Source organism: Amycolatopsis roodepoortensis (genome assembly GCF_024628825.1).
GTDB lineage: Bacteria > Actinomycetota > Actinomycetes > Mycobacteriales > Pseudonocardiaceae > Amycolatopsis > Amycolatopsis roodepoortensis.
Window position 1 is genome coordinate 7,832,064 of sequence record NZ_CP102415.1, and the last position, 19,171, is coordinate 7,851,234.

Here is a 19,171-nt window from a genome sequence, read left to right on the forward strand (position 1 = left end):
AGCCCGTCCGGCCCAGGACGCAATGAACGGTCCGTTCCTCGCGAATTTCGCAAGGAACGGACCGTTCATGGCATCGCTACGCGCTGCCGGAGTCCGACAGCTGCGGACCCGCGGCGGCGACGTCGTCGAGGCGGTACTCGCGCGCCGCCTCGGCCACCTTCGCCCGGTCGAACTCGCCACGCTTGGCGAGCGCGCTCAGCGTGCCGACCACGATCGACTGGGCGTCGACCAGGAACTTCCGCCGGGCGGCGGGGCGGGTGTCGGAGAACCCGAACCCGTCGGTGCCCAGCGTCAGCATGTCGTTCGGCACCCAGGGGCGGATGAGGTCCGGCACGGCGCGCATCCAGTCCGAAACCGCGACAACCGGCCCGTTCGCGCCGGACAGCTTCTGCGTGACGTACGGCACACGCGGGGAGTCGCCCGGGTGGAGCAGGTTGTCGTGGTCGGCCTCGACGGCCTCGCGCCGCAGCTCGGTCCACGACGTGGCCGACCACACGGCCGCGCGTACGCCCCACTCCTCGGCCAGCATCCGCTGGGCACGGAGCGCGTCCGGCATGGTGACACCGGAGACCAGGATCTGCGCCTCCGGGCCTTCGCCCGACGGCGCGTCGGCGTACTTGTAGAGACCCTTGAGCAGGCCGTCGACGTCGAGGTTCTCGGGCTCGGCGGGCTGCTGGTAGGGCTCGTTGTAGATCGTCATGTAGTAGAAGATGTTCTCGCCGTTGCCGTCCGGCCCGGTCTCGCCGTACATCCGGCGCAGACCGTCCCGCACGATGTGGGCGATCTCGAACGACCACGCCGCGTCGTAGGCGACGACGGCAGGGTTGGTCGCCGCCAGCAGCAGCGAGTGCCCGTCGGCGTGCTGCAGGCCCTCACCGGTCAGCGTGGTGCGGCCGGCGGTGGCGCCGAGCACGAACCCGCGGGCCATCTGGTCCGCCGCCGCGTAGAGGCCGTCACCGGTCCGCTGGAACCCGAACATCGAGTAGAAGATGTAGATCGGGATCATCGGCTCGCCGTGCGTGGCGTACGAGGTGCCGACGGCGGTGAACGACGCGGTCGACCCCGCCTCGTTGATGCCCTCGTGCAGGATGACGCCCTTTTCGGACTCCTTGTAGGCCAGCATCAGGCTCGCGTCGACCGACGTGTACGTCTGGCCGTGCGGGTTGTAGATCTTGGCCGTCGGGAACATCGAGTCGAGACCGAAGGTGCGCGCCTCGTCCGGGATGATCGGGACGATCCGCTTGCCGATCTCGGAGTCCTTCGCCAGCTCGCGGACGAGCCGGACGAACGCCATCGTGGTGGCGACCTCCTGCTTGCCCGAGCCCTTGCGGATGCCTTCGTAGACCTTGTCGCCGGGCAGCACGAGAGCCTTCGACGCCTTCGGTCGGCGCTCCGGCAGGAAGCCGCCGAGCGCCTTCCGGCGGCCGATCATGTACTCGATCTCCGGCGATTCCTTGCCGGGGTGGTAGTACGGCGGCAGCTTCGGGTCGCGCTCGAGCTCCTCGTCGCTGATCGGGATGCGCTGGGCGTCCCGGAACAGCTTGAGGTCGTCGAGGGTGAGCTTCTTCATCTGGTGCGTGGCGTTGCGGCCCTCGAAGGACGGGCCGAGGCCGTAACCCTTGATGGTGTGGGCCAGGATCACCGTCGGCTGGCCGTGGTGCTCCAGCGCCGACTTGTAGGCCGCGTAGACCTTGCGGTAGTCGTGCCCGCCGCGCTTGAGGTTCCAGACGTCGGCGTCGGTGAGGTCCTTGACCAGCTCCTTGGTCCGCGGGTCGCGGCCGAAGAAGTGCTCGCGGACGAAGGCGCCGTCGTTGGCCTTGTAGGTCTGGAAGTCGCCGTCCGGCGTGGTGTTCATCAGGTTGACCAGCGCGCCGTCACGGTCCGCGTGCAGCAGCGAGTCCCACTCGCGGCCCCAGATGACCTTGATGACGTTCCAGCCGGCGCCGCGGAAGTACGACTCCAGCTCCTGGATGATCTTGCCGTTGCCGCGCACCGGGCCGTCGAGTCGCTGCAGGTTGCAGTTGATCACGAAGGTCAGGTTGTCGAGGCCCTCGCCGGCGGCCACGTGGATGAGGCCGCGCGATTCCGGCTCGTCCATCTCGCCGTCGCCGAGGAACGCCCAGACGTGCTGGTCGCTGGTGTCCTTGATGCCGCGGTCGCGCAGGTAGCGGTTGAACCGGGCCTGGTAGATCGCGTTCATCGGGCCGAGGCCCATGGACACGGTCGGGTTCTCCCAGAACTCCGGCATCAGCCGCGGGTGCGGGTACGACGGGAGGCCGCCGCCCTCGCCGGCGTGCGAGAACTCCTGGCGGAAGCCGTCCAGCTGGTTCTCGGTCAGCCTGCCCTCGAGGAACGCGCGGGCGTAGATGCCGGGGGAGGCGTGCCCCTGGATGAAGATCTGGTCGCCGCCGCCCGAGTGGTCCTTGCCGCGGAAGAAGTGGTTGAAGCCCACTTCGTACAGCGCAGCGGACGAGCCGTAGGTCGAGATGTGCCCGCCGACGCCGACGCCGGGACGCTGCGCGCGGTGCACCATGATCGCGGCGTTCCACCGGATGTAGGCGCGGTAGCGGCGCTCGATCTCCTCGTCACCGGGGAACCAGGGTTCGTTCTCGGTGGGGATGGTGTTGACGTAGTCCGTCGACGTCAGCGCCGGGACGCCGACGTGGCGTTCCCTGGCCCGCTCGAGGATGCGCAGCATCAGGTAACGGGCGCGCTGCTGACCACCCCTGGCCAGCGCCTCGTCGAAGGAGTCCAGCCATTCGGCGGTCTCCTCCGGGTCGATGTCGGGCAGGTGCGCCGCCAATCCGTCACGGATGACGCGGACGCGTGCCGGGGTCTCCTTGCCGGAGGCGCCGTCGTTCTGCGGGGCCAAGGGGTCTCCTTGCGAAAGGTGGTAGCTGGTTGTGCTCGTACGCGGGCGTGTTCGCCTTCCATCGTCGTCCTCCGGTTCCGTTCGCGTCACCGCTACTGATCGGTAACGTTCGCGGACCCGATTGCGACACGCCTCGCACGCGCCTGTACTCGCGCGCGCGTTTTCTCTCCCACCCTAAAGCAGGGCGTTCGGAGGTGCCCAGGCGCGCCCGGATTGACCCCGTGAGAGTGGGCCGAATGTCCGTACGCCGCGACACGAGTTGTTCAAGATCCGGTGTGGACGGTTGCGCGGAACGCTTCACCAGTGTTCGCTAACGGGCATCGTGTACCCGAGTGTGGTGCCCGCCCGGCCGATCCGGCCGACGCGACACCACGCTCCGTCGTAGTTGGAGGAGTGACAGCAGTGGTCGCCGCGGGAGACGCTGATCAGAGCAGCGTCGCCGAAAGGCTCGGGATCAAGCCGGACATGGTGGTCCAGGAGATCGGCTGGGACGAGGACGTCGACGACGACCTTCGTGCGGCGATCGAGGAACAGATCGGCGGCGACATCCTCGACGAGGACGCCGACGAGGTCATCGACGTGGTGCTGCTGTGGTGGCGCGAAGACGACGGTGATCTCGGTGACACGCTGATCGAGGTCCGGACTCCCCTGAACGAGAACGGCGTGATCTGGGTGCTGACCCCGAAGACGGGCCAGCCCGGGCATGTCGAGCCCAGTGAGATCGCCGAGGCGGTGCCGCAGGTCGGGCTGGCGCAGACGGCCAACATCAGCGCCGGTCCCAAATGGGCGGGCACGCGGCTGGTTTCGCCGAAGTCGTCCAAGACCAAGCGGTGACCTCTCCGGGCGCGCGATCGACACGATAGGGTTGTCGTCGCAGGCCCCTGTTCGCTCTTGAGAGGAAACCGCCGGTATGGCCGTCGAGGTCGGATCGCAAGCCCCGGACTTCACGCTCAACGACTACAACAAGCAGTCCGTGACGCTGTCGTCCTTCAAGGGCGAGAAGCCGGTCCTGCTCGTGTTCTACCCGTTCGCGTTCAGCGGCATCTGCACCGGCGAGCTGTGCCAGCTCCGCGACGAGTTCGCGGACTACGACGGCCAGGGCGTCCAGGTCATCGGTGTGTCCGTGGACACCCCGTTCTCGCTCAAGGCGTGGGCCGAGCAGGAGGGTTACCAGTTCCCGCTGCTTTCGGACTTCTGGCCGCACGGTGAGGTCGCGAAGGCCTACGGCGTCTTCAACGAGGCGGCCGGTCTGGCCACCCGCGGCACCTTCCTGATCGACAAGGACGGCGTCGTGCGGTTCGCCGAGGTCAACCAGCCCGGCGAGGCGCGCGACCAGCAGGCTTGGAAGAAGGCCGTGGCCTCGCTGGCCTGAGTCTTCACCGGTGGCACCCGTGCGCGGGTGTCACCTCCCGGGCGCATAGCTCAGCGGGAGAGCACTCGGTTTACACCCGAGCGGTCGTAGGTTCGATCCCTACTGCGCCCACCGAAAACCCGGCGACAGCCCGGCCCGCGCGGGCTACCTTCGGCCGCATGCGCGACCTCACGTGGCGGCCACTGCGGCCCGAGGACGCCGAGGCGTCGGCCGACCTCCTCAACGCGATGGAGACCGTCGACGGGATCGGCGAGAACTACACGGCGGAGGACACCCTCCAGGAGCTGATCGACCCGTACGCGGATCTCGAGCGGGCGAGTCTCGCCGCCTTCGACGGCGACGTGATGGCCGGCTACATGAAGATCCGGTTCAAGCCGTCCGCGTCGGAGATCCACCGGGTCTTCCTCGACGGCGGAGTCCATCCCGGGTATCGCCGTCGGGGGATCGGCGCCACGCTCGTCGACGCGGGTGTGGCGGCGGCGAAGGTGGTGCACGCGCTGCACCATCCGTCGGCGAAGCTCGTGATCGACGTCAACCGGCCCGAGCGCATCGCGGGCCTGGCCGAGCTCGTCCGCTCCCGGGGGTTCGTGCCCGTGCGCTACTTCCAGCGGATGGAACACCCGCTCGGCGTTGCCGATGGCCCGGTGGTCCCTGAAGGGTTCCGTATCGAGCCGTGGTCGGAGCGGAACGACGAGGACTTCCGTGCGGTCCGGAACGAGGCTTATCGGGACTACTGGGGCTCCGTGCCGATGCCCGCCGATCTCTGGCGAAATAAGATCACCAACCAGACCTTCCGGCCCGAGGTCAGCTTTCTGCTACGTGCGGCGCGCTCCCCGGTGGGGATGTTGGTGACCATGTGCTGGGACGCGGACACGGAGGCCACCGGCGTCCGCGACGCGCACTTCATGGCGATCGGGACGCTTCGCGGGTACCGGCGGCGGGGTGTCGCCAGCGCGCTGATGGGGCACGCGCTGCGGGCCGCCACCGAGCAGGGGTACGACCGCGCGAGTTTGAACGTGGACTCGGCGGATCCTTCGGGTGGGCCCGGGGTCTTCGAGAGGGCGGGCTTCACGCCGGCCATGCGCTACGTGCGCTGGGCGCTCGAGGTCTGACCCGCCACGCATTCAGTCGGCTAAATGTGAAGCGAGGTGAGAGCCGTCCGCCTGGACACGCGTGTCGTCCATCCAGTCACACGTGTCGTCCGTCTCGTCACCCGAGACCGCCGCCTGGGGCTCCTTGGCGGCGATGGGCAGGGCGCTCGAGGCCTGACGTCGTGGCACCAGCGCTGTCGCATGTAGTCGGCTAAATGCGGCCGACACACGTGAAGGCCCCCTTCCCTCGACTGAGCCGAGGGAAGGGGGCCTTCACGCACCCCCAACACCTGTGGAACGTTTTCGGTTTCGGCGGTCTGGTCTGCCCCCTCGGCAGGCCAGACCGCCGGTGTGCGCCGCGCCGCGGGTGGCGAACTTTCGGCTACACAAGAGAAGAGGCGGTCGGGACTGCCCAGATACATCAAGATCGGCGGCCATTGGAGTGATCCGTGCCGCGAGGGGCGATCACGCAGAGCGACTAGGCGCGGATGAGCCTGTTCGCCAGGGTGGACATCGTGTAGGCGCCGATCCCCATGACGACTTCGAGGGCGTTCCGTTCGGTGTAGCCGTGGCCGAAGAAGGTGCGCAGGGTCTCGTCGTCGACCGCGCCGGCGGTTTCGAGCACCGCGAGCGTGAACTGCCGGACGGCTTCCAGTCGTTCGTCCGGAACGGGCTGCTGCGAGCGGAGCGCCGTGATGACGCCGTCGTCCGCGTGCAGACCCTTCAGCTTGCCGGTGTGGATCTCGACGCACACCCCGCAGCCGTTGCGGGTCGCCACGGTCATCACGACCGTTTCCCGCGCGAGCGGTTCGAGCGTGGTCCGCTCGAAGCTCGCGCTGAGCTTCAGGAAACCGTCGAGAAGTTCCGGTGACGACGCCTGCCGGGCGACGGCGGCGGGGAGGTGGCCGAACTTCCGGATGGTCGCCTCCATCGCGCGACGCGAGGCTTCGGGCGCGGTTTCGACGGTGTGGTCGGTGAACAAGGCTTCCCCCTAAGATGGTCAACGTGGTTGACGAAAAGGTAAACCAGGTTGTCGAACAATGCAAGCCGGTTTCCGACCCGCCCGGGTACGAGCTGCCGCTCCTGCTGTTCGCGGGCTTCCGCTCGATCATCGACCGGATGCACGCCGAACTGGCCGAACAGGGACATCCCGACGTCCGCCCGGCGTACGGCTTCGCCATGCAGGCGATCGGCCGCGAGGGCGCGACGGCGAGCGAGATCGGGCGGCGGCTCGGCATCAGCAAGCAGGCGGCGGGCAAGACCGTCGACAAGCTGGAGCAGCTCGGCTACGTCGCCCGCGTCGACGACCCGGCCGACGCGCGGCGCAAGGTCGTGCGGCTCACCGGCCGCGGGTTCGATTCGCTCGGCCGGACGGCGGCGATCTTCGAGGAGCTGCGCGAGGAGTGGGCCGCCACGCTGGGCGTCGAAAGGGTCCGCGCGCTCGAAACGGACCTCCGCACGATGGCGCCCGCGGACGGCTTCCGCCTGGACGTCGCGGGCTGGTTCGGCGCCTAGAACGGGCAGCCGGGGTTGGGCGCGTCCTGCGAAAGCGGGCTCCCGTGCGGAAGCACGTAGAGCACCTCCAGCACCACCGGCGTCGTCCCGAGGTTCCGTCCGATGTGGACGGTGTCGCTCGGCTCGGTGAAGACGGCGCCCTTGCGGTACAAGCCGTCGAGCCCGCAATCGGCCGAGTTGTGCGTCAGCGTGCCGGCCTTGACGTACGCGTGCAGCGTGCCGTCGTGGTAGTGCCAGCCGGTGTAGCCGCCGGGCTGGATGACGACCTCGCGCAGCACGTAATCGGTGTCCCCGACCGTCTTCTGGTGGAAGATCGTCCCGGTCACGCCGGATCCGGGCGTCGCTTCGGCCGTCGCGGGGACGGCCAGGGCGAGCACGAGGGTGGCGAGCAGTGTGGTCACGGACCGCAGGCGCATGAGCGAACCGTACCGCGATGGGCACTGCCCGAAAGGGCCGTTCATTCCGCCCGAAGCGTCCGCCGCAGCATCTTGCCGCTCTCGGTCCGCGGCAGCCGCTCGCGGAAATCGAACCGGCGCGGCGTCTTGAACCCGGCGAGCTCGGCTCGGCAGTGCTCTTCGAGCCGCTTCGCCAGCGCGGCGTCCCCGGCGATCCCCTCGACCGGTTGGATCACCGCGACGACCCGTTGTCCCCACTCGGGATCCGGTTCCCCGATCACCGCGACGTCGGCGACGTCCGGATGGCCCAGCAGCCGCGCCTCGATCTCGGCCGGGTAGATGTTTACGCCACCGGAAAGGATGAGATCCGTCCGCCGGTCGCACAGGAACACCCGCCCCGCGGCGTCGAGATAGCCGACGTCGCCGACGGTGACGAATTCGCCGGAACGCGCGGCGGCCGTCTTGCCCGGATCGTCGTGGTAGGCGAATTTCGTGTGCGCGGAACTGAAGTAGAGCGTCCCGGTCTCTCCGGCGGCGAGTTCTGCGCCGTCGTCGTCGAGGACCTTGACCCGCACGCCGTCCAGCGGGGTGCCGACGGTACCCGGCTCGGCGAGCCAATCGCGCGCGTGCACGGCCGTGATCAGGCCCTCCGACGCGCCGTAGTACTCGTGGACCACCGGTCCGAGCCAGGCGAGCATCCGCTCCTTGACCTCCTTCGGGCACGGCGCGGCGCCGTGGATGACCGAAGTCAGGCTCGACAGGTCGTACCGCGCGCGGACGTCCTCGGGCAGCCGTAGCATGCGATGGAACATCGTCGGCACCAGATGTGTGCTCGTCACCCGGTGCTTTTCGGTCAGCCGCAACGTTTCCTCGGCGTCGAACCGGTCCATCAGCACGAGCGTGTGCCCGAGATGCAGGATCGCGGTCGAGAACATGCCCGGCGCCGCGTGGTAGAGCGGGCAGGCGACGAGATGCACGCCGTGCCCCGGCCGGACGTCCAGGCGTTCGAGGACGTTCGCGTGGATCGGGTGCAGCGCGGGCGGCCGCCCGGACAGGGCGCGCCGGACGCCTTTGGGGCGCCCTGTGGTCCCGGAGGTGTAGAGCATCGTCTGGCCCGCGGTCCGGTGCTCCGGCGCGCTGGTGGGCCGATCCGCGCCCCAGGCCACGTAGTCCGCCCAGCCGGGCGTCTCGCCGCGCGAAAACCGGTGCAGGCCCGCCAGTTCCGCGGTGCACGTGGCGGCGATGTCCGCGTCCGCGACGGCGACCTTGGCGCCGCTGTTGGCCGCGATGTAGGCGATCTCGCCCGGTGAGGACCGGTGGTTGACCGGGGTGAAGTACATCCCCGCCTGCAAGGTCGCCAGCAGGAGCTCGTAGTAGGTGCGTCCATTGTGGATGATCGCGACGACGCCGTCGCCTTCGCCGAGGCCGAGGGCGCGCAAGGCGTGGGTCAGCTGATTCGCGCGTGCCGACAGCTCGCCGAAGGTGGTCTCGCGCCCGTCGACGTCGATCACCGCGACGCGGCCGGGATCGTGGGCGGCGATCTCGTAGAACGTGCTCATTCGGGACACCTCAGACTTTCCAGATGCCGCCGGAGCACCGTGCGCATCAGCTCCGGCGGCGTCCTGCCCGTCGACAACGCGAGCCCGTCCAGCAGCGCGGCCAGCCGCTCGGTCTCCACGGCCAGGTCGAGGCCGTCGAGGAGGCCGCCCGCTTCGTTCGCGCCGTCGAGCACCCGCCGGACGAGGGCGCGGACTCCCTCGTACATGCGGACGGCCTCCTCCGCGAGATCCGGGCGGTTCTTCGCGGCGGCCGAGAACGCCAGCCAGACGTCGGTTTCGGCCCGGGTCTGCTCGGTGAGCGGGAGCAGTTCGCCGAGCAGTTCTTCGGTGATCTCCTGCCGCCGTGAGCGCGGTGTCGCGGAGTCGAGCAGATCGGGGAGGTGCCCCAGCAGCCTCGCCTCGAGCCGGTCGCCGAGCGACCGCATGGCGAACACGATCAGCTCGTCGTGGCCGCGGAAGTAGTGCCGCACCGAACCGATCGCGAGACCGGCCTCCTCGGCCACGCTCCGGAGCGACGCCTGCGCGAGACCGTCGCGCTGGATCACCCGGAAGGCGGCTTCGGCTATCTCCAGGCGCCGGGCGTCGGGATCGACGATCTTGGGCATGTTGCCTTTATAGCACGGCCTTGCTATTTTATTTGGCACAGGCATGCTACAAAGGGGGAGATTCGATGCGGACCTGGTTGCTGATCGCGCTGGTCGTCGCGGTGGTGGTCGTGATCGTCGTGCGCAGGTTGCGTGGGGAGCCGCTGGTCGCCCGCGAGGTGTTCGGGGCGCCGGTGGTGCTGCTCGCGATCGGGGTCTACGGCCTGACCAAGCTGGAGCACTTCACCTTCACCGACGGCGCCTGGCTCGTGCTGGGCTCCGTGGTCGGCTGCGTCCTCGGCGCCGTCCGCGCCACCACCACGAAGCTCTTCGAGCGCGACGGCGTCCTGTGGCTGCGCTACACCGGCTGGACGTTCGGCGTCTGGGTGCTGTCGATGCTGGTGAACTTCGGGGTCGGCTTCCTGGCCACGATGGCCGGCGCGCATCCCGACGCGCGGCCGGTGACGCTGTCGATCGGTGTCAGCCTGCTGGGGGAGGCGTTGGTGCTCGGGATGCGCGCGAAGACGACGGGGCTGCCGTACGCCCCGCCGTCCGAGTCGGTGCTTTCGCGCCGCTAGGCCAGTTTCCCGACCTCGCCGACGAGGAGGGCGAGGTCGTCTTCGGTGTTGAAGTAGTGCACCGAAGACCGGACCAGTGGTGGCAATCCACGCTCGACGAAATCGAATTGGGCGGACGTCGCTTCCGTGACGCTGACATTGATCTTCGCCGCCGCAAGGCGCTGCTTCACTTCCTGTGACGGTGTTTTCGCCACGCTGAACGTGACGATCCCGCACTGCCGCGTGCCTTGGTCGTGGACGCGGACGCCGGGAATCTCGCGCAGCGCGTCGCGCAGTTTCGCCGCGAGGGTGGCGACGCGGGCTTCGATGGCGGGCAGGCCCCATTCGAGGGCGTAGTCGATCGCCGCGCCGAGACCGTGCAGGGCGGCGTGATCGCGTTCCCAGACCTCGAACATCTTCGCCGTCGGATCGACTTCGTAGGTTTCGGGCGCGGTCCACGCCGCGGAGTGAAGGTCGAGCATCGCGGGCTCGACGCGCTCGCGCAGCCGCGGGTGCGCGTAGAGGAACCCGGTGCCCCGCGGCCCGCGCAGGTACTTGCGGCCGGTGACACTGAGGGCGTCGCAATTGAGGCGTGCGACGTCGAGGTCGAGCTGGCCGGCGCTCTGGCACGCGTCCAGCAGGAACGGGATCCCGGCCTCGCGCGCGACCGCGCCGATCTCTTCGGCGGGGTTCACCAGCCCGCCCTGGGTGGGCACGTGGGAGACGGCGATCAGTTTGACGTCGCCGTCGACACGGCGCTTGAGGTCTTCGACGTCCAGCTGCCCGGACTCGTCGTTCTCGACCACCTCGACGACGGCGCCGGTGCGCTTCGCGATCTGCAGGAACGAGATGACGTTGCTCGCGTACTCGGATTTCGCCGTCAGGATCCGGTCTCCCGCGGCGAACGGCAGCGCGTAGAAGATCGCCTGCCAGGAACGGGTCGCGTTGTCGGTCAGGGCGATGTCTTCGGGATCCGCGCCGATCAGGCGTGCGGCCGAGGCGTAGACGCCGTTCATCCGTTCCACGGTCGCCGCGGCCTGCTCGTATCCGCCGATCAGGGCTTCTTCCCGCAGGTAGCCGACGACGGTGTCGGTCACCCGTGCGGGCGGCAGCGACGAGCCGGCGTTGTTGAGGTGGACCACCTCCGCGCAGCCCGGTGTTTCGGCGCGGGCACGGCGTACATCGAAGTCCGTCATGCCTAACTGAATACAGTACGGTTGAAGTGCATGCAATACTGCACCGATGACGAGGAACCTGCTCCGGCGCGACCTCGCGGAGGAGATCACCGCCCGCGTGCTCGACGGCCGGATCGCCGCGGACAGCCGCATCAACGAGGTGCACCTCGCCCGCGAACTGGGTGTCAGCCGGACCCCGCTGCGCGAGGCGCTGATCGGGCTAGCCGACCGCGGCCTGCTCGTCTCGGCACCGAACCGGGGTTTCCTCGTGCCGCCGTTCGATCCGGACGAGGCCCGGCAGCTGTACCCGCTGGTCGCGGAGCTCGAATCGCTCGCGTTGCGCTGGAGTTCGCCGCAGGACCTCGCCGGGCTCACCGGCGGGCTGGACCGGATCGCCGCCGAGATGACCGCGGAACTCGCGCGGCAGGGTGATTTGTCTACTTTGGACGACCGGTGGCACGCGCTGCTCGTCTCGCGCTGCACGAATCCGCATCTGCTGCGCCTGCTCGAACAGACGAAGCCGCTGCTGAAACGCTACGACGCGCGCTATTTCGGTGGCGTCGAACGCGCCAGGGAGAGTATCGAAGAGCACCACCGGATCGCCGAGGCGATCCGCGTCTCCGATCTCGCGACGGCGGTGGAGCTGCTCGTGCGGAACTGGGTGAAGACGTTGGCATATCTGGAAGACATGGGGTGACACGATGTTCGTGACGGCACATCTGAGCGACAACCATCTCGACGGCGGGGAACGCGCCGACGAACGCACCGCACGGGTCATGCGGTACCTGGAGAACTTGGCGACCCCGGTCGACGCGATCCTCGTGACCGGCGACATCACCGACCACGGCACCCTGGAGGAATACGGGCGCGCGGCCGAGCTCTTCAAGACCGACGTCCCGCTCTTCGTCTGCCCCGGCAACCACGACAAGCGCGGCCCGTTCCGCGAAGGGCTGCTCGGCCAGACGCCGGACGACGCCCCGGTCAACGCGGCGCACACCGTCGGCGACGTCACGTTCGTCATGGCCGATTCGACCATCCCCGGCAAACCCGACGGGCAGTTCGACGACGAGACCATGGCCTGGCTGGACGCCGTGCTCGGCGACGGCGACGGCCCGGCCTTCATCGCCTTCCACCACCCGCCGGTCGCGCTCGGGCTGCCGTTGGTGGACGCGATGCGCCAGTACGGTGAGGAAAAGCTGGCCGAGGTGCTCGCGCGCCACCCGCGCGTGGTCGCCCTGCTCTGCGGGCACGTCCACGCAGCGGCGTCGACGACGTTCGCGGGGGTGCCGCTGCGGTCGGCGCCGTCGGTCGGGTCGAGCATCCTGTTCCCGTGGGAGGAGAACGGGCTGAGGTCCTGGGGCGAGGGCGGCCCGGTCGACTACGACCTGCCGCCGTCGCTGCTTTTCCACGTGCTGCACGAAGACGGCAGGCTGACCACGCACCAGCGGGTCGTGCCGGCCTGACGAGGAGTCAGGCGAGGTGGCCGTGTCGCGAAAGCCACTTTCGGGACACCAGACGTCCCGAAAGTGGCTTTCGCGACACGCCGGAGCCGCCGCCCCTCCTCAGCCCGCGAACACCGGCAGTGTGATCCGGGACGGCCGCGCGGGGTCGTGGAAGATCTCGAACCGCGCGGGTTTCCCGTCCACCGCGCTGAAAACCGGCTCGCCGGTGCCGTGGTTGCGGGCGAAGCGCGGGAACGCGCCGCCCGCGACCTGCACCCGCAGGCGGTGCCCGCGCCGGAACCGGTACGCCGTCGGGTCGAGCGAGATCTCGGCGGCGACCACACCGTCCACATCGGACTCCGGTGCACCGGGCCGCAGGCGGAGGATGCCGTCGGTGACGTTGCGGGAGACACCGCGACGGTCCACATCGCACAGCCGGACGAAGACGTCGCCGTGCCCGAGGCTCGTCCGCACGTGCACCAGCGCGGAGATCTCGCCGATGACGTCGAGGTCGCGTTCCAGCACGTCACCGGTGAACAGCAGCACGTCCGGCCGCTGTTCGACGACCTTGTTGTCCCGTTGTTTCTGCACGCCCGACAGCAGCGGGCCGCCGACGGTCGGCGTCGGATCGGCCGGGTCGAAGGTGAACGTGCCCGGTTCCGACTCGACGGGTTCCGCGGTGGAAAGCCCGCCGGGACGCAGGAAGTACGGGGTGGCGTCGGACTCCGGCGGCCAGCTTTCGAAGTCCAGCCAGCGTCCGGAGCCTTGGAGGTACAGGCGCACGGGCGCCTGCTTGAGCGGCGCGCGATCACCTAGGAGGCAGGCGGAGAGGAAGCCGATCTGGTCGGTGATCAGGGTCTTCATGCTCGCGGGCTCGCCGTGCGCCCACGGCCCGATGGTGATCCGCGGTGCGCGCCCGGCCGCGGCGAGCTCCTTGAAGTCGCGCAGCTGGGCGGAGATGAACAGGTCGTACCAGCCGGTCACCATGGACACGGGGGTCTCCAGCGCGGCGACCCCCGCGCTGTGATCCGACGGCGCCCAGAAGTCGTCGCCGGGTTCGGCGTGCGCGGAGACGTCCTGCAGGAACCGCACCTGCTTGCCGATGGCCGCGACGTCGGCGCCGGAAACCGGCAGATAGGCCATGGCGCGGCGGGTCTTCTTCGTCTGCCAGGGATTCGGCAGGCCGGCGAACCGGCCTTCCTGGCGGCCGATCAGCGCCGACCACGAGACCATGTTGTCGACCGCGAGGATCCCTCCGGGATAGAACGTCGAGACGAATTCCGACGCGGTGACGCCGAGGCACAGCGCTTCGAGCGGCTCGTCGAGGTACGGGGCGACGGCCCATTGCGTGTGGCCGAGGTAGCTCGCGCCCGCCATCGCGACCCGGCCGTCACACCACGGCTGCTCGCGCAGCCAGGAGACGGTGGCGAGGCCGTCCTCCTTCTCCAGGTGGAACGGGCGGAACTCACCGCCCGAGCCGAAGGTCCCACGGGTGCTCTGGAGGACCGTCTGCAACCCGTGCCGCGCGAACGTCTCGCCGAAGACCTTGCCCATCACGCCCTTGCGGCCGTACGGCGTGCGGATCAGCACCACCGGCCGCGGCTCGTCGCCCGGCACGGCGTAGCGGTCCGCCAGCAGCCGGACGCCGTCGGGCATCGGCACGGGGATCGCCTTGGTCACCGAGGGGGGAGGCCCTTCGGCGGGCGGGAGGCCGAGGTACCGGTCGAGGAGTCGGTCGAGCACGCTGGCCGCCTTTCGTGCGGAGGATCACCTTCCGCTTACGACCGTACCCCGCATGTCAGGAAAGGGTCTTTCAGGACGAATAATGTCCTGAAAGACCCTTTCCTGACACTGGCGCGGGGCGGACCGCCCGGTACCGCCCCGCGGGTCTCAGGAAAGCCGGGCGAGCGTCTCCGGCTTCAGCAGTTTCGCCAGCTCCTCGGCGGGCAGAAGCCCCTTTTCGACGACGAGTTCCGCCACCCCGCGCCCGGTCTCGAGCGCCTCCTTGGCGATCTCGGTCGCCGCCGCGTACCCGATCCTCGGGTTCAGCGCGGTCACCAGGCCGATCGAGTTCTCGACGTAACCCCGCATCACGTCCGCGTTCGCGGTGATCCCGGAGACGCACCGCTCCGCCAGCACGAGGCACGCCGACCGCAGATGCGTGATGCTCTCGGAAAGCGAATGCAGGATCAGCGGCTCGAACGCGTTGAGCTGCAACTGACCGGCTTCGGCCGCCATCGTGACGGCGACGTCGTTGCCGATGACCTCGAACGCGACCTGGTTGACCACCTCGGGGATGACCGGGTTGATCTTGCCGGGCATGATCGACGAACCCGCCTGCACCGGCGGCAGGTTGATCTCGCTGAGCCCCGCCCGCGGGCCGGAGGACAGCAGCCGCAGATCGTTGCAGCTCTTGGAGAGTTTCACCGCGATCCGCTTGAGCACACCGGAAAGGTGCACGAACGCGCCGCAGTCCTGTGTCGCCTCCACCAGGTCCGCCGCCGATACGACGGGCAGCCCGGTGATCTCGCGCAGATGCGCGACGGCGGCTTCGGCGTACCCGGGCGCGGCGTTGAGCCCGGTGCCGATCGCGGTCGCGCCGAGGTTGATCTCGTGCAGCAGCGTGACCGCTTCGGTGAGCCGAAGCCGGTCTTCGCCGAGCATGACCGCGTAGGTGCCGAATTCCTGCCCCAGTGTCATCGGGACGGCGTCCTGCAACTGCGTGCGGCCCATCTTCAGCAGATCGTGGAACTCGACGGCCTTGGCCGCGAAAGCCCGCTCCAGCACGACCATCGCCTCGGCCAGTTCGCGGACGGCGATGATCGTCGCGACGTTGACGGCGGTCGGGTACGCGTCGTTGGTCGACTGCCCGAGGTTCACGTGCTCGTTCGGGTGCACGCGGGCGTAATCACCCTTCTCGTGCCCGAGCAGTTCGAGCGCGCGGTTCGCGATCACCTCGTTGGCGTTCATGTTCGTCGAGGTGCCCGCGCCGCCCTGGATGACGTCGACGACGAACTGGTCGTGCAACGCGCCTTCGCGGATCTCGCCGCACGCCCGGCGGATCGCGTCGGCGACGTCCGGCTCCAGCAACCCCAGATCGGCGTTGGCGCGGGCCGCGGCCTCCTTGACCGAGGCGAGTGCCTCGATCAGATGCGGGTACGTGGAGATCGCGGTGCCGGTGATGGGGAAGTTCTCCCTGGCGCGCGCGGTGTGCACACCCCAATAGGCGTCGGCCGGGACTTCCTTGTCCCCCAGCAGATCGTGTTCCACGCGGTGCATCGAAGGCTCCTCAGGCGGCGAGGTCGGGTTCGGCCAGCGCGCCGGTCACGCGCAGGCCGGGGGTGGGTTCCAGCACGTCCGGATCGACCCCGCACAGCGCGAGCATGGCGGCGAGCACCGGCCGCCGCGCGCGGTCGCCGCCGTCGGCGATCTTGATCGCGATCGCCGTCCCGTCCGGGAGGGCGGCGACCTGGACGGCTTCGAAACCGTCCTTGGCGATCAGGCCGGGCACCGCGCGCATGAGCGCGGTGACGTCGCGGCGCGTGCCGGCGACCAGTTCCGGATGCTTACGGATCCCTTCGGCGACAAGACCTTCCGGTGTTCCCGGCGCCGCTGCGGCGATCTTGCCGACCGCACGGGCGAGCCCGCGCAGCGAGACCGCGAACAGGGGAGCGCCACAACCATCGACGGCCACCTTCGGGATCGGTTGCCCGGTCAGGTCTTCGACGCATTCCGCGATCGCGCGCTGCAGCGGATGGCCGGGATCCAGGTAGTCCTTTGTGGACCATCCGTGCAGACGGCAGGTCGCGAGCATGGCGGCGTGCTTGCCGGAACAGTTGTGCGCCACTCGCGACGCCGTCCGTCCCGAAGCGACCCACGCTTCGCGTTCGACCGGGTCGAACGGCAGGTCTTCCGGCGTCCGGAGGTCTTCCGTGGTGAGCCCGGCACCGTCGAGCGTCCTGCGCACCTCGGCGAGATGGATCTCCTCGCCGGAGTGACTGGCCGCGCCGACGGCGAACCCGGCGGGGCTCAGGTCGACGCCGAGCCGCGCCATCGCCGTGGCCTGCAAGGGTTTCGCCGCCGAACGCGGGTAGAACGCCGCTTCGATGTCGCCCGCGGAGAACAGCACGCGGCCGCCGGGGGCGAGCACCACGGCCGAACCGTGGTGCACCCCCTCGACCATTCCGTCGCGGAGGAGGTGCACCAGCGGTTCGTGCGCGGGGACGCGGATCTCCGGGATCACAGCTTCGTCTTCTCGAAGACGTCCATGTTGATCCGCTTGCGGACCCCGAACCAGCCCGCCACCAGCGCGAGCCCGATGACCGGAAGGCAGTACAGGGTGATCCGGCCGACCTCGTCGAAGCCCATGAGCACCACGACGGCGGCGAGGAAGATCAGCGTCGCGATCTCGGTGTAGGGGGAGAACGGCAGGCGGTACGACGGACGCTCGACCTCACCGAGCTTGGCCTTGCGCACGAACAGCAGATGCGAAAGCACGATGATCGCCCAGGTGCCGAGGATGCCGATGGCGGCGAAGTTCAGCACGATCTCGAAGGCCTGGCTCGGCACGACGGCGTTCAGGCCGACCCCGACCACGCAGACCGCGGAGGTGAGCAGGATCCCGCCGTAGGGCACGTGGTTCTTGTTCATCACGCCGGTGAACTTCGGCGCGGAACCGGCCAGCGACATCGAGCGCAGGATGCGGCCGGTGGAGTAGAGGCCGGAGTTGAGGCTGGACAGGGCGGCCGTCAGCACCACGAGGTTCATCACGTTGCCCGCCTGCGGCACCCCGATATGCGAAAGCACGGTGACGAACGGGCTCTCGTTCTTCGAGTAGGCGTCCCACGGCATCAGCATCGCCAGCAGGATCACCGAGCCGACGTAGAAGATCCCGATCCGCCACATGATCGAGTTGATCGCCTTGGGCATGATCTTGCGCGGGTTCTCCGTCTCGCCGGCGGCGACGCCGACCAGCTCGACCGAGGCGTAGGCGAACACGACACCCTGGACGATCAGCACCATCGGCAGCACCCCGGCCGGGAAGATCCCGCCGTGGTCGGAGATGAGCGAGAAGCCCGGCGTGGTGCCGTCGATCGGCTGCTGCGTGACCAGCAGGAAGATCCCGATCCCCATGAAGGTCACCAGCGCGGCGACCTTGATGATGGCGAACCAGAATTCCATCTCGCCGAACAGTTTCACCGACACCATGTTCAGCGCCAGCACCACCGCGAGCGCGATGAGCGCCAGCACCCATTGCGGGATCGGGGTGAAGAACGACCAGAAATGCGCGTACAGCGCGATCGCGGTGATATCCGCGATACCGGTCGTCGACCAGTTCAGGAAGTGCATCCAGCCCGCGACGAAAGCGCCCTTCTCACCCATGAATTCCCGGGCGTAGGAGACGAAGGCGCCGGAGGAGGGGCGGTACAGGATGAGCTCGCCGAGCGAGCGCACCACGAAGAACGCGAAGAGGCCGCAGACCGCGTACACGATCGCGAGGGCCGGGCCCGCCTGCGCGAGCCTGCCGCCCGCGCCGAGGAACAGGCCGGTCCCGATGGCGCCGCCGATCGCGATCATGTTGACGTGGCGGGGTTTCAGCGCCTTGTCGTAGCCGGCGTCACCGGCGTCGGCGGGCACCGGCGCGGATTTGCTGTCGTCCGCGCTGAGGGTCTGTTCGGTCACGATGTCAGTCGTCCTTGTTCTGCTGCGTCGTGTGGCCCGGCCGCACGATGGTGGTGAGCGCGTCCTCGACGTGTTCGAGATGGGAGGTCATCGCCGCGACGGCGTCGGCTTCGGAACCGGCGGCGATGGCGGTGACGATCTCACGGTGCTCGGTGTTCGAGCGGGTCCGACGGTCCCCCAATTGGTTGAGAAAGGACGACTGGCGGGCCAGCGCGTCCCGGATCTCTTCGATGACCTTGCCGAACACCGGGTTGCCCGAAGCCTGGGCGATGGTGATGTGGAACAGCGAGTCGAGCGCGACCCACGCGGTGTTGTCGGTTTCGACGTCCATCCGCTCCACGAGGTGACCGAGGAGGTCCAGGTCGTCGGTGCTGCGGCGCAGGGCCGCGTAGCCCGCGACAGGGATCTCGACGTGCCGCCGGACCTCGAACAGGTCGCGGGCCGAGTAGGTCCCGAAGGTGGGGTTCTCGACCGGCCCGGTGGCGGTCACGAAGGTCCCTTTGCCCGTTTTGGACACGGTGAGCCCGAGTGCCTGCAGCCCCCGCAACGCTTCGCGGACGACCGAACGGCTGACCTCGAACTCCTTGCCGAGCGCGGATTCCGACGGCAGTTTCTGGCCGACGGGGTACTCGCCGCGCTCGATGGCGCCGCGGAGGTGGGCCAGAACGGCCTCCATCGCGCTGACGCGTCGTGGACCACCGTGTCCGGCTGTCTGGCTGTCAGACAGGTTCATGGGACGAGATCGTGCGGTCGGCCGCGACGCTTTGTCAAGCGTTCGGCCGAGTGCCCGGATCCAGCCTGCGAGGTGCGCTTCAGCGAGGTAAGGGGAACCCGTACAGGGCACCTTCGCGGGCACGGAGTTCCGTGAGGGCACCGAATTCCCGCGCGCAAGTGGCCAGTGTCACAAGGTCGGCGCGGGTTGGTCGT

18 protein-coding genes and 1 tRNA gene are annotated in these 19,171 nt (G+C 68.9%); 8 read left to right on the plus strand and 11 right to left on the minus strand.

From position 1 onward, the window contains the following. Positions 1-76: 76 nt before the first annotated feature. Positions 77-2,872 carry a pyruvate dehydrogenase (acetyl-transferring), homodimeric type gene (gene aceE / locus NQK81_RS37730; RefSeq protein WP_257485287.1) on the minus strand — a complete coding sequence of 932 codons (2,796 nt, stop codon included), beginning with the start codon at positions 2,870-2,872 and terminating at the stop codon, positions 77-79. A gap of 402 nt (positions 2,873-3,274) precedes the next feature. Between aceE and NQK81_RS37735 the strand changes: the two genes are divergently transcribed. The 4 genes from NQK81_RS37735 to NQK81_RS37750 all read left to right on the plus strand — a co-directional run bounded on the left by NQK81_RS37735 (position 3,275) and on the right by NQK81_RS37750 (position 5,356). Beyond that, positions 3,275-3,706, plus strand: a complete 432-nt coding sequence (locus NQK81_RS37735; protein ID WP_034311133.1) for a DUF3052 domain-containing protein — start codon at positions 3,275-3,277, stop codon at positions 3,704-3,706. Between the two features lie 76 nt (positions 3,707-3,782). After that, positions 3,783-4,244: a peroxiredoxin gene (locus tag NQK81_RS37740; RefSeq protein WP_037342406.1), complete on the plus strand. Its 462-nt coding sequence runs from the start codon at positions 3,783-3,785 to the stop codon at positions 4,242-4,244. 39 nt (positions 4,245-4,283) lie between these two features. Then, positions 4,284-4,355: transfer RNA gene (locus tag NQK81_RS37745), tRNA-Val, on the plus strand. 47 nt (positions 4,356-4,402) lie between these two features. Beyond that, the gene (locus NQK81_RS37750) at positions 4,403-5,356 is read left to right on the plus strand and encodes a GNAT family N-acetyltransferase (RefSeq protein ID WP_257485288.1); all 954 of its coding nucleotides are present in this window, start codon (positions 4,403-4,405) and stop codon (positions 5,354-5,356) included. 457 nt (positions 5,357-5,813) lie between these two features. Here NQK81_RS37750 and NQK81_RS37755 read toward each other — a convergent pair whose 3' ends face one another. Beyond that, positions 5,814-6,317, minus strand: coding sequence for a carboxymuconolactone decarboxylase family protein (locus tag NQK81_RS37755; protein WP_257485289.1), 504 nt, complete (start codon positions 6,315-6,317; stop codon positions 5,814-5,816). A gap of 14 nt (positions 6,318-6,331) precedes the next feature. Here NQK81_RS37755 and NQK81_RS37760 point away from each other — a divergent pair, with 14 nt between their 5' ends. Beyond that, positions 6,332-6,850, plus strand: a complete 519-nt coding sequence (locus NQK81_RS37760; RefSeq protein WP_257485290.1) for a MarR family winged helix-turn-helix transcriptional regulator — start codon at positions 6,332-6,334, stop codon at positions 6,848-6,850. Here the strand turns inward: NQK81_RS37760 and NQK81_RS37765 are convergent. From NQK81_RS37765 to NQK81_RS37775, 3 genes are read right to left on the minus strand one after another with little or no spacing between them, the layout of a single operon-like run. Continuing rightward, positions 6,847-7,266 carry a cupin domain-containing protein gene (locus tag NQK81_RS37765; RefSeq protein WP_192741050.1) on the minus strand — a complete coding sequence of 140 codons (420 nt, stop codon included), beginning with the start codon at positions 7,264-7,266 and terminating at the stop codon, positions 6,847-6,849. The genes NQK81_RS37760 and NQK81_RS37765 overlap by 4 nt on opposite strands. 41 nt (positions 7,267-7,307) lie before the next feature. Beyond that, entirely contained in the window at positions 7,308-8,804 is a 1,497-nt protein-coding gene (locus NQK81_RS37770) for an AMP-binding protein (RefSeq protein WP_257485291.1), read from the minus strand. Next, positions 8,801-9,409, minus strand: a complete 609-nt coding sequence (locus NQK81_RS37775) for a TetR/AcrR family transcriptional regulator (RefSeq protein ID WP_257485292.1) — start codon at positions 9,407-9,409, stop codon at positions 8,801-8,803. The genes NQK81_RS37770 and NQK81_RS37775 overlap by 4 nt, the downstream gene beginning before the upstream one ends. A 65-nt stretch (positions 9,410-9,474) precedes the next feature. Between NQK81_RS37775 and NQK81_RS37780 the strand changes: the two genes are divergently transcribed. Then, positions 9,475-9,966: a DUF1453 domain-containing protein gene (locus NQK81_RS37780; protein ID WP_257485293.1), complete on the plus strand. Its 492-nt coding sequence runs from the start codon at positions 9,475-9,477 to the stop codon at positions 9,964-9,966. On the opposite strand, the gene NQK81_RS37785 is transcribed toward NQK81_RS37780, so the two are convergent. Continuing rightward, positions 9,963-11,141, minus strand: a complete 1,179-nt coding sequence (locus tag NQK81_RS37785) for an aminotransferase class V-fold PLP-dependent enzyme (RefSeq protein WP_257485294.1) — start codon at positions 11,139-11,141, stop codon at positions 9,963-9,965. The genes NQK81_RS37780 and NQK81_RS37785 overlap by 4 nt on opposite strands. 46 nt (positions 11,142-11,187) lie before the next feature. On the opposite strand from NQK81_RS37785, the gene NQK81_RS37790 reads away from it, so the two are divergent. Together NQK81_RS37790 and NQK81_RS37795 are read left to right on the plus strand one after the other, a co-directional pair. Then, on the plus strand, positions 11,188-11,817 hold the full coding sequence (locus tag NQK81_RS37790) for a GntR family transcriptional regulator (RefSeq protein ID WP_192741055.1): 630 nt from the start codon (positions 11,188-11,190) through the stop codon (positions 11,815-11,817). 4 nt (positions 11,818-11,821) lie between these two features. After that, complete coding sequence (locus NQK81_RS37795; protein ID WP_257485295.1) at positions 11,822-12,583, plus strand: metallophosphoesterase; 762 nt, start codon at positions 11,822-11,824, stop codon at positions 12,581-12,583. 99 nt (positions 12,584-12,682) lie between these two features. On the opposite strand, the gene NQK81_RS37800 is transcribed toward NQK81_RS37795, so the two are convergent. The 5 genes from NQK81_RS37800 to NQK81_RS37820 form a co-directional block, all read right to left on the minus strand. Beyond that, the gene (locus NQK81_RS37800; protein WP_257485296.1) at positions 12,683-14,305 is read right to left on the minus strand and encodes a CocE/NonD family hydrolase; all 1,623 of its coding nucleotides are present in this window, start codon (positions 14,303-14,305) and stop codon (positions 12,683-12,685) included. Positions 14,306-14,452: 147 nt separating this feature from the next. Beyond that, positions 14,453-15,841, minus strand: a complete 1,389-nt coding sequence (gene aspA / locus NQK81_RS37805) for an aspartate ammonia-lyase (protein WP_257485297.1) — start codon at positions 15,839-15,841, stop codon at positions 14,453-14,455. A gap of 10 nt (positions 15,842-15,851) precedes the next feature. Continuing rightward, positions 15,852-16,805 carry an asparaginase gene (locus tag NQK81_RS37810; RefSeq protein ID WP_257485298.1) on the minus strand — a complete coding sequence of 318 codons (954 nt, stop codon included), beginning with the start codon at positions 16,803-16,805 and terminating at the stop codon, positions 15,852-15,854. Continuing rightward, positions 16,802-18,244, minus strand: coding sequence for an amino acid permease (locus NQK81_RS37815; protein WP_257485299.1), 1,443 nt, complete (start codon positions 18,242-18,244; stop codon positions 16,802-16,804). Before NQK81_RS37815 ends, NQK81_RS37810 begins: the two co-directional genes overlap by 4 nt. A gap of 4 nt (positions 18,245-18,248) precedes the next feature. After that, positions 18,249-18,920, minus strand: a complete 672-nt coding sequence (locus NQK81_RS37820; protein WP_126736085.1) for a FadR/GntR family transcriptional regulator — start codon at positions 18,918-18,920, stop codon at positions 18,249-18,251. Positions 18,921-19,171: the final 251 nt, after the last annotated feature.